Source organism: Pseudomonas sp. ADAK21, from assembly GCF_012935735.1.
Taxonomy (GTDB): domain Bacteria; phylum Pseudomonadota; class Gammaproteobacteria; order Pseudomonadales; family Pseudomonadaceae; genus Aquipseudomonas; species Aquipseudomonas proteolytica.
Genome location: NZ_CP052857.1, coordinates 3251375 through 3270126, shown reverse-complemented (window position 1 = coordinate 3270126; position 18752 = coordinate 3251375). Strand labels below are relative to the sequence as shown.

The 18752-nt window shown below is 61.6% G+C and carries 17 protein-coding genes and 1 other RNA gene; 4 read left to right on the top strand and 14 right to left on the bottom strand.

Going from position 1 to position 18752, the window contains the following annotated elements; all coding sequences use genetic code 11:
* Position 1: 1 nt before the first annotated feature.
* The 14 genes from HKK57_RS14870 to rsmI all read right to left on the bottom strand — a co-directional run bounded on the left by HKK57_RS14870 (position 2) and on the right by rsmI (position 15050).
* Positions 2-961 carry a D-alanine--D-alanine ligase gene (locus HKK57_RS14870; protein WP_029297834.1) on the bottom strand — a complete coding sequence of 320 codons (960 nt, stop codon included), beginning with the start codon at positions 959-961 and terminating at the stop codon, positions 2-4.
* The gene (gene murC, locus HKK57_RS14865; protein WP_169390347.1) at positions 958-2409 is read right to left on the bottom strand and encodes a UDP-N-acetylmuramate--L-alanine ligase; all 1452 of its coding nucleotides are present in this window, start codon (positions 2407-2409) and stop codon (positions 958-960) included. Before murC ends, HKK57_RS14870 begins: the two co-directional genes overlap by 4 nt.
* The gene (gene murG / locus HKK57_RS14860) at positions 2402-3472 is read right to left on the bottom strand and encodes an undecaprenyldiphospho-muramoylpentapeptide beta-N-acetylglucosaminyltransferase (protein WP_169390346.1); all 1071 of its coding nucleotides are present in this window, start codon (positions 3470-3472) and stop codon (positions 2402-2404) included. Before murG ends, murC begins: the two co-directional genes overlap by 8 nt.
* Entirely contained in the window at positions 3462-4685 is a 1224-nt protein-coding gene (gene ftsW, locus HKK57_RS14855) for a putative lipid II flippase FtsW (RefSeq protein WP_029297828.1), read from the bottom strand. Before ftsW ends, murG begins: the two co-directional genes overlap by 11 nt.
* Positions 4682-6028, bottom strand: coding sequence for a UDP-N-acetylmuramoyl-L-alanine--D-glutamate ligase (gene murD, locus HKK57_RS14850; RefSeq protein ID WP_169390345.1), 1347 nt, complete (start codon positions 6026-6028; stop codon positions 4682-4684). The genes ftsW and murD overlap by 4 nt, the downstream gene beginning before the upstream one ends.
* Positions 6029-6034: 6 nt before the next feature.
* On the bottom strand, positions 6035-7117 hold the full coding sequence (gene mraY, locus HKK57_RS14845; RefSeq protein ID WP_029297824.1) for a phospho-N-acetylmuramoyl-pentapeptide-transferase: 1083 nt from the start codon (positions 7115-7117) through the stop codon (positions 6035-6037).
* Positions 7117-8487, bottom strand: coding sequence for a UDP-N-acetylmuramoyl-tripeptide--D-alanyl-D-alanine ligase (locus tag HKK57_RS14840; protein WP_169390344.1), 1371 nt, complete (start codon positions 8485-8487; stop codon positions 7117-7119). Before HKK57_RS14840 ends, mraY begins: the two co-directional genes overlap by 1 nt.
* Entirely contained in the window at positions 8480-9943 is a 1464-nt protein-coding gene (locus HKK57_RS14835) for a UDP-N-acetylmuramoyl-L-alanyl-D-glutamate--2,6-diaminopimelate ligase (RefSeq protein WP_169390343.1), read from the bottom strand. Before HKK57_RS14835 ends, HKK57_RS14840 begins: the two co-directional genes overlap by 8 nt.
* On the bottom strand, positions 9943-11685 hold the full coding sequence (locus tag HKK57_RS14830; RefSeq protein WP_166647860.1) for a peptidoglycan D,D-transpeptidase FtsI family protein: 1743 nt from the start codon (positions 11683-11685) through the stop codon (positions 9943-9945). The genes HKK57_RS14835 and HKK57_RS14830 overlap by 1 nt, the downstream gene beginning before the upstream one ends.
* Positions 11685-11978 carry a cell division protein FtsL gene (gene ftsL, locus HKK57_RS14825; RefSeq protein WP_029297818.1) on the bottom strand — a complete coding sequence of 98 codons (294 nt, stop codon included), beginning with the start codon at positions 11976-11978 and terminating at the stop codon, positions 11685-11687. The genes HKK57_RS14830 and ftsL overlap by 1 nt, the downstream gene beginning before the upstream one ends.
* A complete protein-coding gene (gene rsmH, locus HKK57_RS14820) occupies positions 11975-12922 on the bottom strand; it encodes a 16S rRNA (cytosine(1402)-N(4))-methyltransferase RsmH (protein ID WP_029297816.1) in 948 nt (315 codons plus the stop codon). Before rsmH ends, ftsL begins: the two co-directional genes overlap by 4 nt.
* On the bottom strand, positions 12919-13374 hold the full coding sequence (gene mraZ / locus HKK57_RS14815) for a division/cell wall cluster transcriptional repressor MraZ (protein ID WP_003171868.1): 456 nt from the start codon (positions 13372-13374) through the stop codon (positions 12919-12921). Before mraZ ends, rsmH begins: the two co-directional genes overlap by 4 nt.
* A gap of 354 nt (positions 13375-13728) precedes the next feature.
* Positions 13729-14082: RNase P RNA component class A (rnpB, locus tag HKK57_RS14810), an RNA gene on the bottom strand.
* Positions 14083-14177: 95 nt separating this feature from the next.
* Entirely contained in the window at positions 14178-15050 is an 873-nt protein-coding gene (rsmI, locus tag HKK57_RS14805; protein ID WP_169390342.1) for a 16S rRNA (cytidine(1402)-2'-O)-methyltransferase, read from the bottom strand.
* A 219-nt stretch (positions 15051-15269) separates the two neighbouring features.
* Between rsmI and HKK57_RS14800 the strand changes: the two genes are divergently transcribed.
* The 4 genes from HKK57_RS14800 to HKK57_RS14785 all read left to right on the top strand — a co-directional run bounded on the left by HKK57_RS14800 (position 15270) and on the right by HKK57_RS14785 (position 18728).
* Entirely contained in the window at positions 15270-17081 is a 1812-nt protein-coding gene (locus HKK57_RS14800) for a penicillin-binding protein activator (protein WP_104910895.1), read from the top strand.
* Entirely contained in the window at positions 17081-17452 is a 372-nt protein-coding gene (locus HKK57_RS14795; RefSeq protein ID WP_029297812.1) for a YraN family protein, read from the top strand. The genes HKK57_RS14800 and HKK57_RS14795 overlap by 1 nt, the downstream gene beginning before the upstream one ends.
* A gap of 104 nt (positions 17453-17556) precedes the next feature.
* Positions 17557-18150, top strand: a complete 594-nt coding sequence (locus tag HKK57_RS14790) for a phosphoheptose isomerase (RefSeq protein WP_003171862.1) — start codon at positions 17557-17559, stop codon at positions 18148-18150.
* On the top strand, positions 18147-18728 hold the full coding sequence (locus tag HKK57_RS14785; RefSeq protein WP_029297811.1) for a BON domain-containing protein: 582 nt from the start codon (positions 18147-18149) through the stop codon (positions 18726-18728). The genes HKK57_RS14790 and HKK57_RS14785 overlap by 4 nt, the downstream gene beginning before the upstream one ends.
* The last annotated feature ends 24 nt before the right edge of the window (positions 18729-18752 follow it).

Genomic DNA, 18752 nt, shown 5'->3' with positions numbered 1-18752 from the left:
CTTAACCTCGTGCCTCTGTATAGCTAGCCGCCAGAATTGCCAGCACCAACTGCTGGAAGTCCAGGCCGGCTGCCCGTGCAGCCATGGGTACCAGGCTATGGTCGGTCATGCCCGGTGCAGTGTTGACTTCCAGGAACCAGAAATTCCCTTGGTCATCCTGCATCACGTCTGCCCGCGCCCAACCAGCGATACCCAACGCCTCACAGGCTTTCGCCGTGAGGTCCATCAATTCCTGCTCTTTGGTTGCATCGAGGCCGCATGGGATCCGGTACTGGGTATCGGAAGCCACATACTTGGCGTCGTAGTCGTAAAAGGTGTGGGGCGTGCCCAATGCGATGGGCGGCAATACCTGGCCACGCAGGGTGGCGATGGTGTACTCGGGACCCTGGATCCACTGTTCCACCAACACTTGCGAATCGTAGGTACTTGCCGCTTTCCATGCGTCGATCAATTCGGCGGCCGAGTTCACTTTAGCCATGCCGATACTGGAGCCTTCATGGGCTGGTTTGACGATCAAAGGCAGGCCCAGTTCCTTGGCTGCAGAAATACAATCGTCTTCGCTGCACAGCACACTGTGACGCGGCGTCGGAATGCCCAGGCTGTGCCACACCTGCTTGGTGCGCAACTTGTCCATGGCCAGTGCCGAAGCGAGGATGCCGCTGCCGGTGTAAGGAATACCGGCGCACTCCAGCAGGCCCTGCATGCTGCCGTCTTCACCGCCACGGCCGTGCAGGATGATGAAGGCGCGGTCGATCTTCTCGGCCTGCAGGCGGGCGAGGAAGTCATCGCCCACGTCGATGCCGAAGGCGTTCACACCCGCGCTTTGCAGCGCTTGGAGCACGGCGTTGCCAGACTTGAGCGACACTTCGCGCTCAGCGCTCTTACCGCCGAACAGCACGGCCACGCGGCCGAAGTCGGCAGGCGCGATGGTGGAAAACAGGGAGCCGTAGTTCGTGTTCATTTCGACTTCCCCTGCACAGCAGCGGCCGCAAACAGCGGGCTCGCCAGCAATTTAGGGGCAAGGCCGCCGATATCACCGGCCCCCTGGCACAGCAGGATGTCGCCGGCACGCAGCAGCGGCTTGACGATCGGAGCGAGGTCGACGCCACGCTCGATATAGATCGGGTCCAGTTGCCCGCGCTGGCGGATGCTGTTGCACAGCTTGCGGCTGTCGGCGCCGGGGATCGGTTCTTCACCGGCCGGGTAGACTTCCATCAGCAGCAACACGTTGGCATCGGCCAATACATTGACGAAATCGTCGTACAGGTCGCGGGTGCGGCTGTAGCGGTGCGGCTGGTAGACCATCACCAGGCGGCGCTCCGGCCAACCACCGCGCACGGCCTTGATCACGGCGGCAACTTCGGTCGGGTGGTGACCGTAGTCGTCCACCAGCATCACGTCGCCGCCGTCTACCGGCAACTGGCCGTAGACCTGGAAGCGCCGGCCCACGCCAGCGAAGCCCGACAGGCCTTCGACGATGGCTTCATCGCTGACACCCTCATCGGTGGCGATGCAGATGGTCGCCAGGGAATTGAGCACATTGTGGTTGCCCGGCATGTTCACCGACACATCCAGTGGTTCGCGATCCGGGCGCAGCACGGTGAAGAAGGTCTGCATGCCTTGCTGACGTACATTGATCGCACGCACGTCGGCGTCTTCGCTGAAGCCGTAGGTCACGGTCGGACGCTTGACCAGCGGCAGGATTTCCCGCACCACCAGATCGTCCAGGCACACCACGGCCAGGCCGTAGAACGGCAGGTTGTGCAGGAATTCGACGAAGGTTTTCTTCAGTTTGTTGAAGTCACCGTCGTAGGTCGCCATGTGGTCGGCGTCGATGTTGGTGACCACGGCCACCAGCGGCTGCAGGTGCAGGAAGCTGGCGTCGCTTTCATCGGCTTCGGCGATCAGATAGCGGCTGGTACCCAGTTGTGCATTGGTACCTGCTGCATTCAGCCGGCCACCGATCACGAAGGTCGGGTCCAGGCCGCCGGCAGCGAACACCGAGGCGATCAGGCTGGTCGTGGTGGTCTTGCCGTGGGTACCGGCGACGGCGATGCCGTGGCGGTAGCGCATCAGCTCAGCCAGCATCTCGGCGCGGGGCACCACGGGAATACGGCGCTCAAGGGCGGTGGCCACTTCCGGGTTGGAGGTGTTCACGGCACTGGAAACCACCAGTACATCGGCTTGCGCGGCGTTCTCGGCACGGTGGCCGATAAAGATCTGCGCGCCGAACGACTCCAGGCGCTCAGTGACCGGCGAGGTCTTGAGGTCGGAACCGGAGACCTGGTAACCCAGGTTCAGCAACACCTCGGCGATCCCGCACATGCCCACGCCGCCGATACCGACGAAGTGGATGCGACGGATGCGGCGCATTTCCGGTTGCGGCATGGCTTTTTGATTCTCAACCATGGGCCACCTCCAGGCAGATATCGACCACGCTGCGGGTGGCGTCGGGTTTGGCCAGGCGGCTTGCGGTACTCGCCATGCTGTTCAGTCGTTCGGGTTGCATCAAAACCTCAGTCAGGCGTGCGGCCAGATCGGCGGCGCCAGTCGTTCTTTGCGGCAGCAGGAAGGCAGCGCCCTCCCCGGCCAAATATTCGGCGTTGCGGGTCTGGTGGTCGTCAATCGCATGGGGCAAAGGCACCAGCAAGGACGGCAGACCGGCAGCAGCCAGTTCACTGACGGTCAACGCACCTGCGCGACAGACCACCAGGTCGGCCCAGCCATAGGCATGGGCCATGTCTTTGATAAAGGGCTCTACCGTCGCCTCGACACCGGCCTCGCGATAGCGGGCGGCAGTCACTTCATCGTGGTTCTTACCCGCCTGGTGGAAGATCTCGGGACGCAGTTCCACAGGCAGTTGCGCCAGCGCTTCTGGCAGCAATTTGTTCAACGGCTCGGCGCCCAGGCTTCCGCCCAGGATCAGCAGATGCGCCTTGCGCCCGGCCAGGGTTTGGCGGGCAATGTCCATGAACAATTCGGTACGCACCGGATTGCCGGTGGTACGCCGCTTGTCCATGGCCGCAAACGTATTCGGGAACGCCTCGCAGACCCGCGCCGCCAATGGCGCCAACAGACGGTTGGCAGTACCGGCCACGGCATTCTGTTCGTGGACGATCACCGGCACACCCGCCAACCGCGCGGCCACACCGCCGGGACCGGTGACATAGCCACCAAAACCCAGCACGCATACCGGCTTCAACTCACGGATGACCTTGCGCGCCTGCCACACCGCCTTGAGCAATACGAACGGCGCCTTGAGCAGGGACAATTTGCTCTTGCCGCGCAGGCCGCTGACGTTGATCAGGTGCAGGGGCAAACCGGCAGCCGGAACCAATTCATTTTCAATGCCACGGGGCGTACCCAGCCAATGCACGGTGTAGCCACGGGCCTGGAACTCACGGGCACAGGCCAGCGCCGGGAACACGTGGCCGCCGGTGCCGCCGGCCATGATCAGCACGTTAGCGCCCATGGGTCGGCTCCTCGGCGAAATCGCTCTCGCTGAATTCCATCTCTTCGCTGCCCAGATGGGTTCGACTCTCCCATTCGATACGCAGCAACAAGCCCAGACAGGCACAGCAGATCACCAGCGAGCTGCCGCCGTAGCTGAGGAACGGCAAGGTCAGGCCCTTGGTCGGCAGCAGGCCGACGTTCACGCCGATGTTGATCAGGAACTGGCCGATCCACAGGAAGGCCAGGCCGTACGCGACATAGGCCGCAAAGAATTGCTTGGCTTTCTCCGCCCACAGACCGATGTACATGGCCCGCACGCAGACGAACACGAACAGCCCGACAGTGGCCAGGGAACCGACCACGCCCAACTCTTCGGCGAGCACCGAGAACACGAAGTCGGTATGCGCTTCCGGCAGGTAGAACTGCTTCTGCACGCTGTTGCCCAGGCCCACGCCCAGCCACTCGCCGCGACCGAAGGCGATCAGCGCCTGGGTCAACTGGTAGCCGGAACCGAACTGGTCGGACCACGGGTCGGTAAAGGTGATCAGTCGCGCCATCCGGTAGGGTTGCGCCTGCACCAGGATCGTCACAGCGGCCACCGCCAGCCCGACCATCAGGGCAAAGCGGAACAGGCCCACACCGCCCAGGAACAGCATCGCCGCAGCGGCGCCCATCATTACCACGGTGGCGCCGAAGTCCGGCTCCATCAGCAGCAGGCCAGCCATAGGCAGCAGCACGATGAACGGCTTGAAGAAACCCATCCAGCTTTCGCGCACTTCTTTCTGTCGGCGCACCAGGTAACCGGCCAGGTAAATCACCACGAAGACCTTGGCGATTTCCGAAGGCTGCACATTGAACGCGCCGAAGCCTATCCAGCGCATCGACCCGTTCACTTCGCGGCCGATACCGGGGACGATCACCATCACCAGCAAGCCGAAGGCACCGATCAGCATCAGCCAACCCAGGCGCTGCCAGGTGGCGATAGGGATCATCATGGTGACGATGCAGGCACCGAGACCAATCACCAGGTAAATCAGGTGGCGAATCATGTGGTAAAGGGTGTTGCCCGACTGTACCGCAGCCACTTCCGAGGAGGCCGAGGTGATCATCACCAGGCCCAGGCCCAGCAGTGCCAGGCAACCGGCGAGCATCGGGAAGTCGAGGTCGATCCCGCGCCCGGTAATGATCGGCGACGGGTACGGCTTGATGATGTTCTTCAGGTCCAGACTCATGCCAAGCCCTCCACGGCGCGGGCGAACAACTGGCCGCGCTCTTCGTAGTTCTTGAACATGTCGAAACTGGCGCACGCCGGCGACAGCAGCACGGCATCGCCGGGCTGGGCCAAGGCACGGCATTGGGCGATGGCGTCGTCCAGGGAGGTGGCACGCACTTGCGGCACCGCGTCGCCCAGGGCGGCGGCGATCAAGTCGCTGTCACGGCCCATCAACACCACCGCGCGGCAATGGGAAGCCACCGGGCCCTTGAGGTCCTTGAAGTCGGCGCCCTTGCCATCTCCACCAGCGATCAGCACCAGCTTGCCATCGATATCGGCGCCCAGGCCTTCAATGGCGGCCAATGCCGCACCGACGTTGGTGGCCTTGGAATCGTTGTAGTAGCTCACGCCATCCAGGTCGCGCACCCACTGGCAGCGGTGCTCAAGCCCGGCAAAGGTGCGCAGGCTCGACAGCATCGCGTCGAACGGCAGACCAACCGCGTGCCCCAACGCCAAGGCCGCCAGGGCATTGGACTGGTTATGGGCGCCACGGATCTTCAGTTCACGCACCGGCATCAGGTTCCGGAATTCGAAGGCCAGGTATTTCTCGCCATTCTCTTCACGGATACCAAAGGCCTTGAAATCGGGTTTGCTCAAGCCAAACGTCCAGCATGGCAGGCCTTCGCCCATCAACGGACGGCTCAGGGCATCCTGGCGATTGACCACCACTTGCCGCGCACCCCGGAAGATCCGGTGCTTGGCCAGGTGGTAAGCCGGCAGGCCGCTGTAGCGGTCCATATGGTCTTCGCTGACGTTCAACACGGTGGCCACTTCGGCGCCGAGTTGATCGGTGGTCTCCAGTTGGAAGCTCGACAGCTCCATCACGTACAGTTCGATATCGTCACTGAGCAGGTCCAGCGCCGGCGTACCGAGGTTGCCGCCCACGGCCACGCGCTTGCCGGCCGCAGCCGCCATTTCGCCGACCAGGGTGGTGACGGTGCTCTTGGCGTTGGAGCCGCTGATCGCCACGATCGGCGCCTTGGCGTTACGCGCAAACAGCTCGATATCGCCAGACAATTTCACCCCACGCGCCGCGGCCGCTTGCAGCGCCGGGGTCGCCAGGGCCAGGCCGGGGCTCACGTAGAGTTCGTCGGCACGGCACAGAAACTCGACATCCAACTCGCCACAACGCACTTCCACGTGCGGGTAGTCACGGCGCAGCGTGACCAGCTCCGGTGGATTTTCCCGCGTATCGGCCACGGCAAACGACGTGCCCCGGTTCGCCAGGAAGCGAACCAGGGACATGCCGCTCTTGCCGAGGCCGACAACGATGCGGAAGTGGTCTGAAGCGATCAGGGACACTCGTTTCTACCTCAGTTTCAGGGTGGCAAGGCCAACCAGCACAAGAATCACGGTGATGATCCAGAAACGGACGATCACCCGCGGCTCAGGCCAGCCCTTGAGTTCAAAGTGGTGATGAATCGGCGCCATGCGAAACACGCGGCGGCCGGTCAACTTGAAGGACGCAACCTGGATCACCACCGACAGGGTCTCCATCACGAACACACCGCCCATGATGAACAGGACGATTTCCTGGCGCACGATCACGGCGATGGTGCCCAGGGCCGCACCCAGCGCCAGGGCGCCGACGTCACCCATGAACACTTGGGCCGGATAGGTGTTGAACCACAGGAAGCCCAGGCCGGCACCGATCAGCGCGCCGCAGAACACAATCAATTCACCGGCGCCCGGTACATAAGGGATCAGCAGGTATTCAGCGAATTTCACGTTACCCGACAGGTAGCAGAAGATGCCCAGGGCGCCGCCCACCATCACTGTCGGCATGATCGCCAGGCCATCGAGGCCATCAGTCAGGTTGACCGCGTTGCTGGAGCCGACGATCACGAAGTAGGTCAGCACCACGAAACCAATGCCCAACGGGATGCTGGCATCCTTGAGCATCGGGAAAATCAGGGTGGTTTCCACCGCGCTCGGCGCTGTCATATAAAGGAAGATCGCCGCGCCCAGGCCGAACACCGACTGCCAGAAATATTTCCAGCGGCTTGGCAGGCCCTTGGAGTTCTTCTCGATCACCTTGCGATAGTCATCGACCCAGCCGATGGCGCCGAACAAGAGGGTTACCAGCAACACCACCCACACGTAGCGGTTGGCCAGGTCGGCCCAGAGCAAGGTGCTGATGCCGATGGACGACAGGATCAACGCGCCGCCCATGGTCGGTGTGCCGGACTTGGACAAGTGCGACTGCGGGCCGTCATTGCGCACGGACTGGCCGATCTGCAGGTTTTGCAGGGTGCGGATCATCCATGGCCCGAGAAACAGCGACAAACACAGCGCGGTCAGCACACCCAGGATCCCGCGCAGGGTCAGGTACTGAAAGACCGCGAAGCCTTTGTGGAACTGTTGCAGATACTCAGCCAGCAGCAGCAGCATTAATGTTTCTCCGTACTTGAGCCACACAAGGCCGCGACGACGTTTTCCATCACCGCGCTGCGCGATCCCTTGATCAAAATGGTTGTGTGTTTGTCTTGTTCGGCCATACCCAGCGCCTGGATCAATTCGGCCTGGGTCGCGAAATGCCGCGCGCCTGCACCGAACGCGGCGACGGCGTGGGCCATGTTCGGGCCCACGGCGTAGAGCGCGTCGACTTTACCGCCGGCGTAGGCGCCGACTTCACGATGGGACTGTTCGGCCCAGTCGCCCAGTTCGGCGATATCGCCCAGCACCAGGACCTTGCGACCGTCAAAGCCCTTGAGCAGGTCAATGGCAGCACAGACCGAGGACTGGTTGGCGTTGTACGTGTCATCAATCACGCGCATGCCGTTGGTCGCCAACTGCGCCACGGTGCGGCCCTTGACCGGCTGCACGGCGCCCAGGCCAGTGGCGATGCCGAACAGCGACACGCCCAGGGCGTAGGCGGCAGCCGCAGCGGCCAAGGCGTTGGCAACGTTATGGTTGCCCAGCAGGTTCAGTTGCACAGGCTCGTCACCTTGCGGGCTGTGCAAGGTGAAAGCCGGGCAGCCACGGGCATCGAGCGTGATGTTCGAAGCATGGAAGTCAGCCGCAGCGTTGTGCACGGCGAAGCTCAGGACCTTGCGCCCGGCGGCACGTACACGCCAGGTTTCGAAGGCTTTGTCATCGAGGTTCAGGACTGCAGTGCCGGAAGCATCCAGGCCCTCAAGGATTTCACCCTTGGCCTGGACGATCTTCTCAGGGCCACCAAACTCGCCAACATGGGCGGTACCCGCGTTGTTGATAATGGCGACGTGCGGCCGAGTCATGGCCACGGTGTAGGCAATTTCGCCAATGCGCGACGCGCCCAACTCGATGACCGCCGCCGTGTGTTCCGGGGCCAGTTCGAGCAGCGTCAGCGGTGCGCCAAAATCGTTGTTGAGGTTGCCACGGGTGGCAAGCACCGGCCCGCGCGTGCGCAGGATGCCGGCGAGCAATTCCTTGACCGTGGTTTTGCCACTGGAACCTGTGATCGCCGCAACCGGGTTGCTAAACGCTGCACGGTTAAGGGCTCCCAGTTGACCAAGGGCCAGGCGAGTGTCAGCCACCAGCAACTGCGGCAGTGTCGAGTCAGCGACTTCACGTTGTACCAGGGCGCCGACGGCACCTTTGGCAGCCACCTCATTCAAATAGTCATGCCCGTCGAAACGCGGGCCGGCCAAGGCAACAAACAGTTGCCCCGGCTTGATGTTGCGACTGTCGATGCTGACGCCGTCAAAGCTGCAATCGCTCGACAACACACGGGCCGCCAGGGCCTGGGTCAGCTCGCTGAATTCCATGGCCTTAAGCATGGGCAACCTCCCATGCAGTCAAGGCGTGATCGGCCTCGACCAGATCGGAAAAAGCGTGGCGCTCGCCGTTGATTTCCTGGTAGTCCTCATGGCCTTTACCGGCCAGGACCACCACGTCGTTTGCGCTGGCGCTGGCGATCAATTGGGCAATGGCAGCACCGCGACCGGCAACAAAGGTTACTTGGGAGGCGTCTTTGAAGCCTGCACGAATATCATCGAAAATCTGGCTCGGGGCTTCGCTGCGCGGGTTGTCGTCGGTGACCAGCACGCCATCGGCCAGGCGTTCGACGATCTCGGCCATCAGCGGGCGTTTGCCGCGATCACGGTCGCCGCCGCAGCCGAACAGGCACAGCAACTTGCCCTTGGCATGCGGGCGCAGGGCTTCGAGCACTTTTTCCAGGGCATCCGGGGTGTGGGCGTAATCAACCACCACCAGCGGTTGCGTCCCGCCACCCAGGCGCTGCATGCGCCCGGCCGGGCCTTCGAGCTTGGGCAACACGCGCAGGATTTCGTCCAGGGCGTAATCCAGGCCCAGCAAGGCGCCGATGGCTGCAAGGACGTTGCTCAGGTTGAAGCGGCCCAGCAAGGTGCTGCGCAAGTGGTGCTCGCCCTGGGGCGTGACCAGCGTTGCGAGCACGCCTTCATCATTGAACTGTGCTTCGCGGCAATACAGGTGGGCGCTGGAATCTTCCAGGCTGTAGCTGATCAGGCGTGCTTCGCTTTTTTCTGCGGCCAACTGGCGACCGAATGCATCGTCCAGGTTCACCACCCGGCACTTGAGGTCATTCCAGCCGAACAGCTTGGCCTTGGCGGCAGCGTAGGCCTCCATGCTGCCGTGGTAATCCAGGTGGTCGCGGGACAGGTTGGTCATCACCGCTACGTCGAACGCCAGCGCGGTCACCCGGCCCTGATCCAGGCCGTGGGACGAGACTTCCATGGCGACGGCCTTGGCCCCGGCCTTTTTCAGGTCGGCCAGGGTCGCCTGCACGGCAATCGGATTCGGCGTGGTATGCAGGCCGCTTTGCAGCGCGCCGTAGAAACCGGTGCCCAAGGTCCCGACGATGCCGCAGTGCTGACCCAGCAGGTCCAGCGCCTGGGCCACCAGTTGGGTGACGCTGGTCTTGCCGTTGGTGCCAGTGACACCAATCAGGTTGAGCTGGCGGCTCGGGTCGCCATAAAAACGCCCGGCGATATCCGACAACTGCGCCGCCAGGCCCTTGACCGGGATCAGCGGCACATCGGTGATTGGCAGGACGGTGGCGCCTTCAACTTCATAGGCCACCGCTGCCGCACCGCGCTGCAAGGCGTCGGCAATATGAGCACGGCCATCGAGTTTGCCACCCGGCACGGCCAGGAACAGGTCGCCGGCACGTACATTGCGGCTGTCCAGGCTCAGTTCGCGAATCAACAGATCGCGGCCAGCGTGGGCGAAAATCTTGTTCAGGCTAAGAGACATCAGCCGCGCCCTCCATTGGCTTTTACCGCAGCGGCCGGTGGTCCGGCGTTGGCTTGTTGGGTCGGCGGCAGGTTGTCCGGCGTGATGTTCATCAAGCGCAGGGTGCCGGACATGACTTTGCTGAATACCGGTGCCGAGACCAGGCCACCGAAGTAGCCGGCCTTGCTCGGTTCATCGATGACGACAACGATGGCGTAGCGCGGATCGCTCATCGGGCCGAAGCCAGCAAACAGCGAACGGTAGGAGTTTTCGGCATAACCCTTGGTGCCCACCGACGTCTTGCGCGCGGTACCGGATTTGCCGGCCACGTGATAGGCCGGGACCTGGGCACGGAACACACCACGCGGCGCCTCGATCACCTGTTGCAGCATGGTCTGCATGGTCTTGGCGACGCTTTCCGGGATGACCTGTTCGGATTTCGGCGCTTCGTCCACGTGGATCAGGCTCAACGGCGTCATGCGGCCATTGTTGGCCAGCACGGAGAAGGCATGGGCCAATTGGATCGCGGTCACCGACAGGCCGTAGCCGTAGGAGAGGGTCGCCGTCTCGGCCTTGCGCCATTCACGGTAGTTGGGCAGGTTGCCGACGCGCTCGCCCGGGAAGTCCAGGCCAGTGGGCTGGCCCAGGCCGATCTTCTGCGCCAGGTGGTAGATGGTCTCGCCGCCGATATCAAAGGCGACTTTACTCATGCCGACGTTACTGGAGTTGATCAGGATGCCGGTCAGGTCCAGCACCGGCCCTTCGCTGCGGGATACGTCGCGGATGGTGTACTTGCCCAGTTGCAGAGTGCCGGGATAAACCTCGACCTTGTCGGTCGGCTTCCAGCGCCCGGATTCCAGGGCCGCACTCATGGAGATGGCTTTCATGGTCGAACCCGGTTCGAACACGTCGATCATCGCGCGGTTGCGCATCATCGCCGGTTGCAGGTTGCGACGGTTGTTGGGGTTGTAGGTCGGCTGGTTGACCATCGCGAGGATCTCGCCGGTCTTCACGTCCATGATCACCAGGCTGCCGGCCTTGGCACCGTTCTCGATGATGGCGTTGCGCAGCTCGCGGTTGGCCAGGTATTGCAGGCGCAGGTCAATCGACAACGCCAAGGGCTTACCGGCCTTGGCGTTTTTGGTGACCTGGACATCCTTGATCAGTCTGCCGCGACGATCCTTGATGACCTGTCGTTTGCCGGGAACCCCGGCCAGCCACTCGTCGTAGGCAAGTTCCACCCCTTCGCGGCCATGATCATCAATGTCGGTGAAGCCAACCATATGGGCGGTGGTTTCACCGGCCGGGTAGAAACGTCGGAATTCCTCGATGCCATAGACACCGGGGATTTTCAGGTCGAGCACACCTTGACCCTGTTCAGGGGTGAGGCCGCGAACCAGATAGATGAATTCTTTATTGGCCTGGGCCTCAAGACGCTCCTTGAGGGCCTTGGGGTCCTGGCCGAGGGCATGGGCCAGCTCGGTCCATTTGTCCTTGGCGACTTGCAGTTCCTTGGCGTTGGCCCACAGGGTGGTAACCGGGGTACTGACAGCCAGGGGCTCACCGTTACGGTCGGTGATCAGGCCGCGGTGCGCAGGAATCGGGATATGCCGCAGGCTACGGGCGTCGCCCTGGCCGATCAGGAAGTCGCGGTCTACCACTTGCAGGTCAATGATGCGCCAGGCAATCGCGCCCACCATCAATGCGAGCAAGCCCAGCACGACGCGGAAGCGCCACGGGTAGAGAGCGCCTTCGAGTTTCATCATGGCGCCACCATGCGGACTTCTGCTGCGCCAGGAATATGCATCTTCAGTTGCTCAGCGGCGAGTACTTCGATGCGGCTGTGGGCCGTCCAGGTGCTCTGCTCCAGGATCAACCGACCCCATTCCGCCTGCGCCTTGTCACGCACGCTCAATTCGCCGTACAGGCTATTGAGCAACTGACGATTCCAGTGGGCGCTGTAGGACACCGCTATCGCGGACACCAGCACGCCGACATACAGCAGCATCATAAAGAAGCTGCCGCCCGGAAGGGGCTTGGCGAAAAGCTTGCTCACCGCAGCTTCTCCGCAACGCGCATGACGGCGCTGCGAGCACGTGGGTTGGCCTTGAGTTCGGCTTCGGAAGCGAACTGCGCTTTGCCATGGATTTTGATTTTCGGCACAAAGGCTTCGAAACGTACCGGCAGGTTGCGCGGCAGATTATCGGTTTCGCCCTTGACCAGACGACGCATGAACAGTTTGACGATGCGGTCTTCCAGGGAGTGGAAGCTGATCACTACGAGACGACCGCCCACTTCCAGGGACTCCAGGGCAGCCTCGAGGCCAGCCTCCAGGTCACCCAGTTCGTTGTTGACGTGAATGCGCAGGCCCTGGAACGCGCGGGTTGCCGGGTTCTTGCCCTTTTCCCACGCCGGGTTGGCGACTTTCAGTACTTCAGCCAGGTCGGCGGTGCGTTCGAACGGCTGGATTTCCCGGCGCTCGACCACGGCACGGGCCATGCGGCCGGCGAAACGTTCTTCGCCATATTCCTTGAATACTCGGGTGATTTCTTCGTGGGGTGCGGTGGCGATGAACTGCGCGGCACTGATGCCACGGCTCGGGTCCATGCGCATGTCCAGCGGGCCGTCGTTCATGAAGCTGAAGCCGCGTTCAGGGTCATCCAGCTGCGGCGAGGACACGCCCAGGTCCAGCAAAACCCCGGCCACCTTGCCCGCCATTCCACGCTCGGCGACTTCCGCGCCCAGCTCGGCAAAGCTGCGCTGCACAACGACAAAGCGGCCGTCTTCGGCCGCTAGCGCTTGCCCGGTGGCAATCGCCTGGGGATCCTTGTCGAACCCGAGGAGTTTGCCCTCCGGACCGAGCTGGCTGAGGATCAACCGGCTGTGCCCCCCGCGCCCAAACGTGCCATCCAGATAGCAGCCATCAGGGCGCACGGCGAGAGCCTCGACGGCTTCGTCAAGCAGCACGGTGATGTGGTTAAAGCCGCTATCAATAGTCACAGGATCAAATCACGCAGTTCATCAGGCATGGCGCCCGGTTGTTGAATAGCAGCCAGGTCAGCTGCAGAAACAGCATCCCAGGCATCTTCGTCCCACAATTGGAACTTGTTCAGTTGGCCTACCAGCATCGCGCGCTTATCCAGCTTGGCGTATTCGCGCAGACGCGGCGGAACCAGGAAACGACCACTGCCATCGAGTTCGAGGTCGACGGCATTACCAATCAGCAAACGTTGCAGACGGCGGTTTTCTTCACGTAACGAAGGCAGAGCGCGCAACTTGGTTTCAATCAACTCCCACTCATCGAGGGGGTAAACACACAAACATGGATCAACGGCATCAATCGTGATGATTAACTGGCCTGAACTTCGCGAAATGAGCTCGTCACGATACCGGCTCGGCATGGCGAGACGGCCTTTTGCATCGAGACTTATAGCGTTAGCTCCGCGAAACACAGATGCGTTTCTCCAAATTTTAGCGTTTTACGTTCAAAAAACCCACTTTGTGCCACTTTCCGCCACTTGCGCACACTATAGGAATGCGCCCACCACACCGTCAAGGCGCGGATTAAAGGAAAAGCCTTACAGAACGGAGATTTAGGAGCGCAAAAGGAGGAGAAACGAGAGTTCGGTGATGTTTTTGACTCAACAACCCCAAATAGCTCAAAGAGCTAGAGCTTGAACTTAAAGTAATTTATTAAGAGTAAGATTTTTTCGGTATTACGAAGACGCATCTGCCAATGATTTGGCAGGGAGGGATTCTTGCGTTACTACCTGGTTTCTGCCCGAGACTCGCGCAGAAGGAAAAAGGTGGAGAGTCGATCTATAAGCCGGGTTCTGTCTTGAACAGTCATTCGTCTACGATGGCCATCACTGGACATCTTTAGCAACCTACCCGGTTCCAGCGCGGGCCACGCCTTGGAACCCTATTTGGTCTTGCTCCAAGTGGGGTTTACCTAGCCACGAACTGTTGCCAGTCGTGCGGTGCGCTCTTACCGCACCTTTTCACCCTTACCGGCACCGAAGTGCTTAGGCGGTTATTTTCTGTGGCACTTTCCGTAGGCTCACGCCCCCCAGGCATTACCTGGCACTTCGCCCTATGGAGCCCGGACTTTCCTCCCCCCCCTAATTTTCATAGAGGGCAGCGACTGTCCAATCGACTCTCCGCCGCGAAGGTTAACGGCACGGCGGCCTTAGAACAAGTATTAAAAGACAGCATTGCCATCATGTTCCGACGTCGTGCACGTTAAACCCAGGAACTATTCGCTCTTTTGCTTATCAAGCGCGGCCTGATACAACACGTTCTTGCGCACTCCGGTTATTTCCGCCGCCAGGGCCGCGGCACGCTTGAGGGGCATTTCCTTGAGCAACAGGTCCAGCACGCGCATGGCTTCGCTACCCACCGCGTCTTCGCTTTGCGGTGCAGTCCAACCCGCAACCAGTACCACGCACTCGCCACGCTGCTGATTGCTGTCACCCTCGACAAAGGCGCGCAACGCTTCCAGAGGCAGGCCCTTGAGGGTTTCAAAGGTCTTGGTCAGTTCCCGCGCCAGCAGCGCCAGGCGTTCGCCACCGAAGACCAGTTCCATGTCTTGCAGGCACTCCAGGATACGGTGCGGAGCCTCGTAGAAGATCAGGGTGCGCGGCTCTTCCTTCAATAACTCCAGGCGCGCCCGCCGCCCCACGGCCTTGGCCGGCAGGAAACCTTCGAAGATAAAGCGATCGGACGGCAGGCCCGCCGCCGACAACGCGGTAATCAACGCGCACGCACCGGGAACCGGGACTACATTGATACCAGCGGCACGTGCCTGGCGCACCAGGTGGTAGCCAGGATCGGAGATCAGCGGCGTACCGGCGTCGGAAATCAACGCCACGTCGTCGCCCGCAAGCAGGCGGGTAATAAAGCGGCTGCCTTCGTCGCGCTCGTTATGTTCATGGCAGGCGGCCAATGGCGTGGCAATACCAAAATGCTGCATCAAGCGCAGGGAGTGCCGGGTGTCTTCGGCAGCAATCAATTTGACGTCACGCAACACTTTCAGCGCCCGTGCACTGATGTCGTCCAGGTTGCCAATGGGCGTCGCCACCACAAAAAGCGAGCCAGCAGTGGAATTCAAAGGACCTGGAGCAGTCAAAGCGCACACCTCGAAGATTGGCAAAAGCCATATTGTAGCGCGTAGACGTCAAGAAAATGCGCCGACGAGGTTGCGTCCAGAAGGTCTGTTTGCGGCGGTTACCGACGCCCTGCAACATTTAAACGATCTAAATAGACGGTTTCACGCCACTAACATCGCGCCCCGGCCAGTGCTTGGGTACAATTCCACGCTAATTTGATCGGTATCAGGAACACTTACATGATCGCTTGCCTGCGGCTGTTCTCTGCCCTTTGCCTGGCTGCCCTGTTGGCGGCTTGCGCAAGCTCGCCCTCGTCAAGCCTTGGCGAACTCCCACGGACCCCGGATGCCACCATCGAGCAACTGCTCGAACAGGCGACTTCGGCCAAGACCCCGGAAAAAGCTGCACTGCTGCGCCTGAGCGCGGCAGACATGGCCTTTCACCAGAACAACCCCGGCCGCTCTGCGCAGATCCTTGCGCAAGTGCCACTGGACAGCCTCAAGCCGGCCGCCCAGGTCTTTGCCAGCACCCTCACGGCAGAACTGGCGATGACCCGCAACCAGCCGAAGGCTGCGTTGACGGCGCTGGGCCATCCAAGCCTGCAAAACCTCAAGGAGTTGCCGCCGGAGCAACAGATCCGCACTGGCACCGTGCATGCTCGTGCCTATGAAGCCGACGGCCAGACCCTGGCCGCCGCCCGTGAACGCGTAGCCATGGCGCCGCTGCTCACCGGTGATGCCGCCGCCAGCAACCACGACGCCATCTGGAGCCTGATTGCCGCCGTGCCTGGCGAGCAGTTGCAGGCCAGTGGCAACCCGACTCTCGATGGCTGGATCACCCTGGCGCAGGCCGTGAAAAACGCCGGCACCCTGGAGCAGCAGCAAGCCGCCATCGACACCTGGCGCGCGCAGAACCCTGCGCACCCGGCTGCGGTGCAACTACCAACGCCGCTGACCAAGCTCAAGGAGCTGGCCAGCCAGCCGCTGAATAAAATCGCCCTGCTGCTACCACAGCAAGGTCCGCTGGCCAGCGTGGCCAAGGCCCTGCGCGAAGGTTTCATGGCCGCCCATTACCAGGCGCAGCAGGCCGGGCAGAAGCCGCCGGTCATCGAGGTCTATGACAGCTCACGCGTCAGCTCCATCGATGAGTTCTACAAGCAGGCCCAGGCTGACGGCGTGCAATTGGTTGTCGGCCCACTGGAAAAACCGCTGGTCAAGCAACTCAGCGCCCGCCCGCAATTGCCTATCACCACCCTGGCCCTGAACTACAGCGAAGGCGACCAAGGCTCGGCCCAACTGTTCCAGTTCGGCCTCGCGGCCGAGGACGAAGCCCGTGAAGTGTCGCGCCGCGCCCGCGCTGACGGCCTGCACCGCGCCGCTGCCATGGTGCCCAAAGGCGAATGGGGCGAGCGCGTGTTCAAGGCCTTCCGCCAGGACTGGGAAGCCAACGGCGGCACCCTGATCGGCGTCGAATATGTCGACCAGCCGGTGGCCCTGGCCCAGCAAATCGCCGACCTGTTCAAGCTGCGCCAGAGCGAAGGTCGCGCCAAGAGCCTGCAAAGCACGGTTGGCGCTGACGTGGCGGCACAGCCATCGCGTCGCCAGGATATCGAGTTCATCTTCCTCGCTGTGACACCGCAACAGGCCCAGCAGATCAAGCCGACGCTGAACTTCCAGTACGCGGGTGATGTGCCGGTGTACGCCACGTCCCACGTGTTCAGCGCCAGCGGCGACAAGAACCAGTACAACGACATGAACGGCATTATGTTCTGCGAGACGCCGTGGCTGCTTAACACCACCGACCCGCTGCGCAACCAGGTCGCTACACAATGGCCACAAGCCAATGGCAGCTTGGGCCGCCTGTACGCGATGGGTGTTGATGCCTACCGCCTGGCGCCGCGCCTGGGTCAGCTCAAGGCGCTGCCTGATACCCGTATCGAGGGTCTTTCCGGCAACCTGGGCATGAGCCCGAGCCAGCGGATCGAACGCCAGATGCCGTGGGCCAAGTTTGTCAGTGGCCAGATCGAACGCCTGCCCGATACCCCGCGCTGATGCCCCCACGCTCCAGCGCACAAAGCGGCAAGGACGCCGAACAACAAGCACTTGAACACCTGCAGCAACAGGGTCTGCGCCTACTGGCGCAGAACTGGTTGTGTAAACGCGGCGAGCTTGATCTGGTCATGCTTGACGGCGATACAGTAGTATTTGTCGAAGTCCGCTACAGAAAATACGCACAATGGGGTGGCGCACTCGCCAGTATCGACGAGCGCAAACGCCAAAAGCTGATACTCGCCGCGCAGTTTTTCCTGCTCAGTGAACGTCGCTGGGCTGACTCACCCTGCCGTTTCGATGTGGTCGCCATAGAAAGCACCGCCCACGGAACCGCTGATCTGAACTGGCTGCGCAACGCCTTCGATGGTTGAGCGCCACCGCTACGGATCGGACATCTTCACCGCACACTTTTGCTCTTTGCTTTGCGGGCTGCACATTCGTGTGCCATACAGCCGCGCTACTTAAGGTCACACAGATGGACATGCAATCCCGAATTCGCCAGCTTTTCCAGGCCAGTATCGATACCAAGCAACAGGCGATGGACGTACTTGCACCGCACATCGAGCAAGCCAGCCAGGTCATGGTCAACGCCCTGCTCAACGAAGGCAAAATGCTTTCGTGCGGCAACGGTGGTTCGGCCGGCGACGCCCAGCATTTCTCTTCGGAGCTGCTCAACCGCTTTGAGCGCGAGCGCCCGAGCTTGCCGGCGATCGCCCTGACCACCGACTCGTCGACGATCACCTCGATCGCCAACGACTACAGCTACAACGAAATCTTTTCCAAACAAATCCGTGCCCTCGGCCAACCGGGCGATGTGCTGCTGGCTATTTCAACCAGCGGCAACTCGGCGAACATTATTCAAGCGATCCAGGCCGCACATGATCGCGAAATGATTGTCGTAGCATTGACCGGGCGCGACGGCGGCGGCATGGCCTCGCTGCTATTGCCTGAAGACGTGGAAATCCGCGTCCCGGCCAATGTCACTGCACGTATTCAGGAAGTCCATCTGCTGACGATCCACTGCCTGTGCGATCTGATCGACAGCCAACTGTTCGGGAGTGAAGAATGACCGTTAACCGCCTCAGCCTTATGGCCATCACGCTGTGCCTCGCTATCAGCGGCTGCACCTCGGCCATTACTGCCACCCGCGACACACCGATCCAGGACGACCGGGGCACACGCACCTTTGGCAGCAAGATCGATGACTCGCTGATCGAAACCAAGGTCGGCGTCAACGTGGCCAAGGCCGCGCCCGACCTGGGCAACGGTGCATCGCGCATTGTCGTGACCAGCTTCAACGGCATCGTGCTGCTCGCCGGGCAAACCCCGCGTGCCGACCTCAAGACCCAGGCTGAACAAGCCGCCTCGACCGTACAACGGGTCAAGAAGGTCCACAACGAATTGCAGGTCGCACAACCCATCACCCTGCTGGCTATCAGCAACGATGCGGTGCTGACCACCAAGATCAAGGCGCAGATGCTGACCGACAGCGCGATTCCCGGCTCTCGGATCAAGGTCGTGACCGACAACGGTATCGTCTACCTGATGGGCCTGTTGACCCAGCAGGAGGCCACCCGCGCTACCAACCTGGTACAGGGTGTGTCCGGAGTACAGAAAATCGTGAAGCTGTTCGAATACATCGACTGATGTAATCACCAGCCACAAAAAAGG

Excerpts from the sequence above, each read along its gene's own strand:
- HKK57_RS14800 (WP_104910895.1), top strand. The coding sequence starts at position 15,270 with ATGATCGCTTGCCTGCGGCTGTTCTCTGCCCTTTGCCTGGCTGCCCTG.
- HKK57_RS14870 (WP_029297834.1), bottom strand. The coding sequence starts at position 961 with ATGAACACGAACTACGGCTCCCTGTTTTCCACCATCGCGCCTGCCGAC.
- HKK57_RS14830 (WP_166647860.1), bottom strand. The coding sequence starts at position 11,685 with ATGAAACTCGAAGGCGCTCTCTACCCGTGGCGCTTCCGCGTCGTGCTG.
- HKK57_RS14790 (WP_003171862.1), top strand. The coding sequence starts at position 17,557 with ATGGACATGCAATCCCGAATTCGCCAGCTTTTCCAGGCCAGTATCGAT.
- HKK57_RS14795 (WP_029297812.1), top strand. The coding sequence starts at position 17,081 with ATGCCCCCACGCTCCAGCGCACAAAGCGGCAAGGACGCCGAACAACAA.
- mraY (WP_029297824.1), bottom strand. The coding sequence starts at position 7,117 with ATGCTGCTGCTGCTGGCTGAGTATCTGCAACAGTTCCACAAAGGCTTC.
- murG (WP_169390346.1), bottom strand. The coding sequence starts at position 3,472 with ATGGGCGCTAACGTGCTGATCATGGCCGGCGGCACCGGCGGCCACGTG.
- HKK57_RS14840 (WP_169390344.1), bottom strand. The coding sequence starts at position 8,487 with ATGCTTAAGGCCATGGAATTCAGCGAGCTGACCCAGGCCCTGGCGGCC.
- ftsW (WP_029297828.1), bottom strand. The coding sequence starts at position 4,685 with ATGAGTCTGGACCTGAAGAACATCATCAAGCCGTACCCGTCGCCGATC.
- HKK57_RS14835 (WP_169390343.1), bottom strand. The coding sequence starts at position 9,943 with ATGTCTCTTAGCCTGAACAAGATTTTCGCCCACGCTGGCCGCGATCTG.
- murC (WP_169390347.1), bottom strand. The coding sequence starts at position 2,409 with ATGGTTGAGAATCAAAAAGCCATGCCGCAACCGGAAATGCGCCGCATC.
- HKK57_RS14785 (WP_029297811.1), top strand. The coding sequence starts at position 18,147 with ATGACCGTTAACCGCCTCAGCCTTATGGCCATCACGCTGTGCCTCGCT.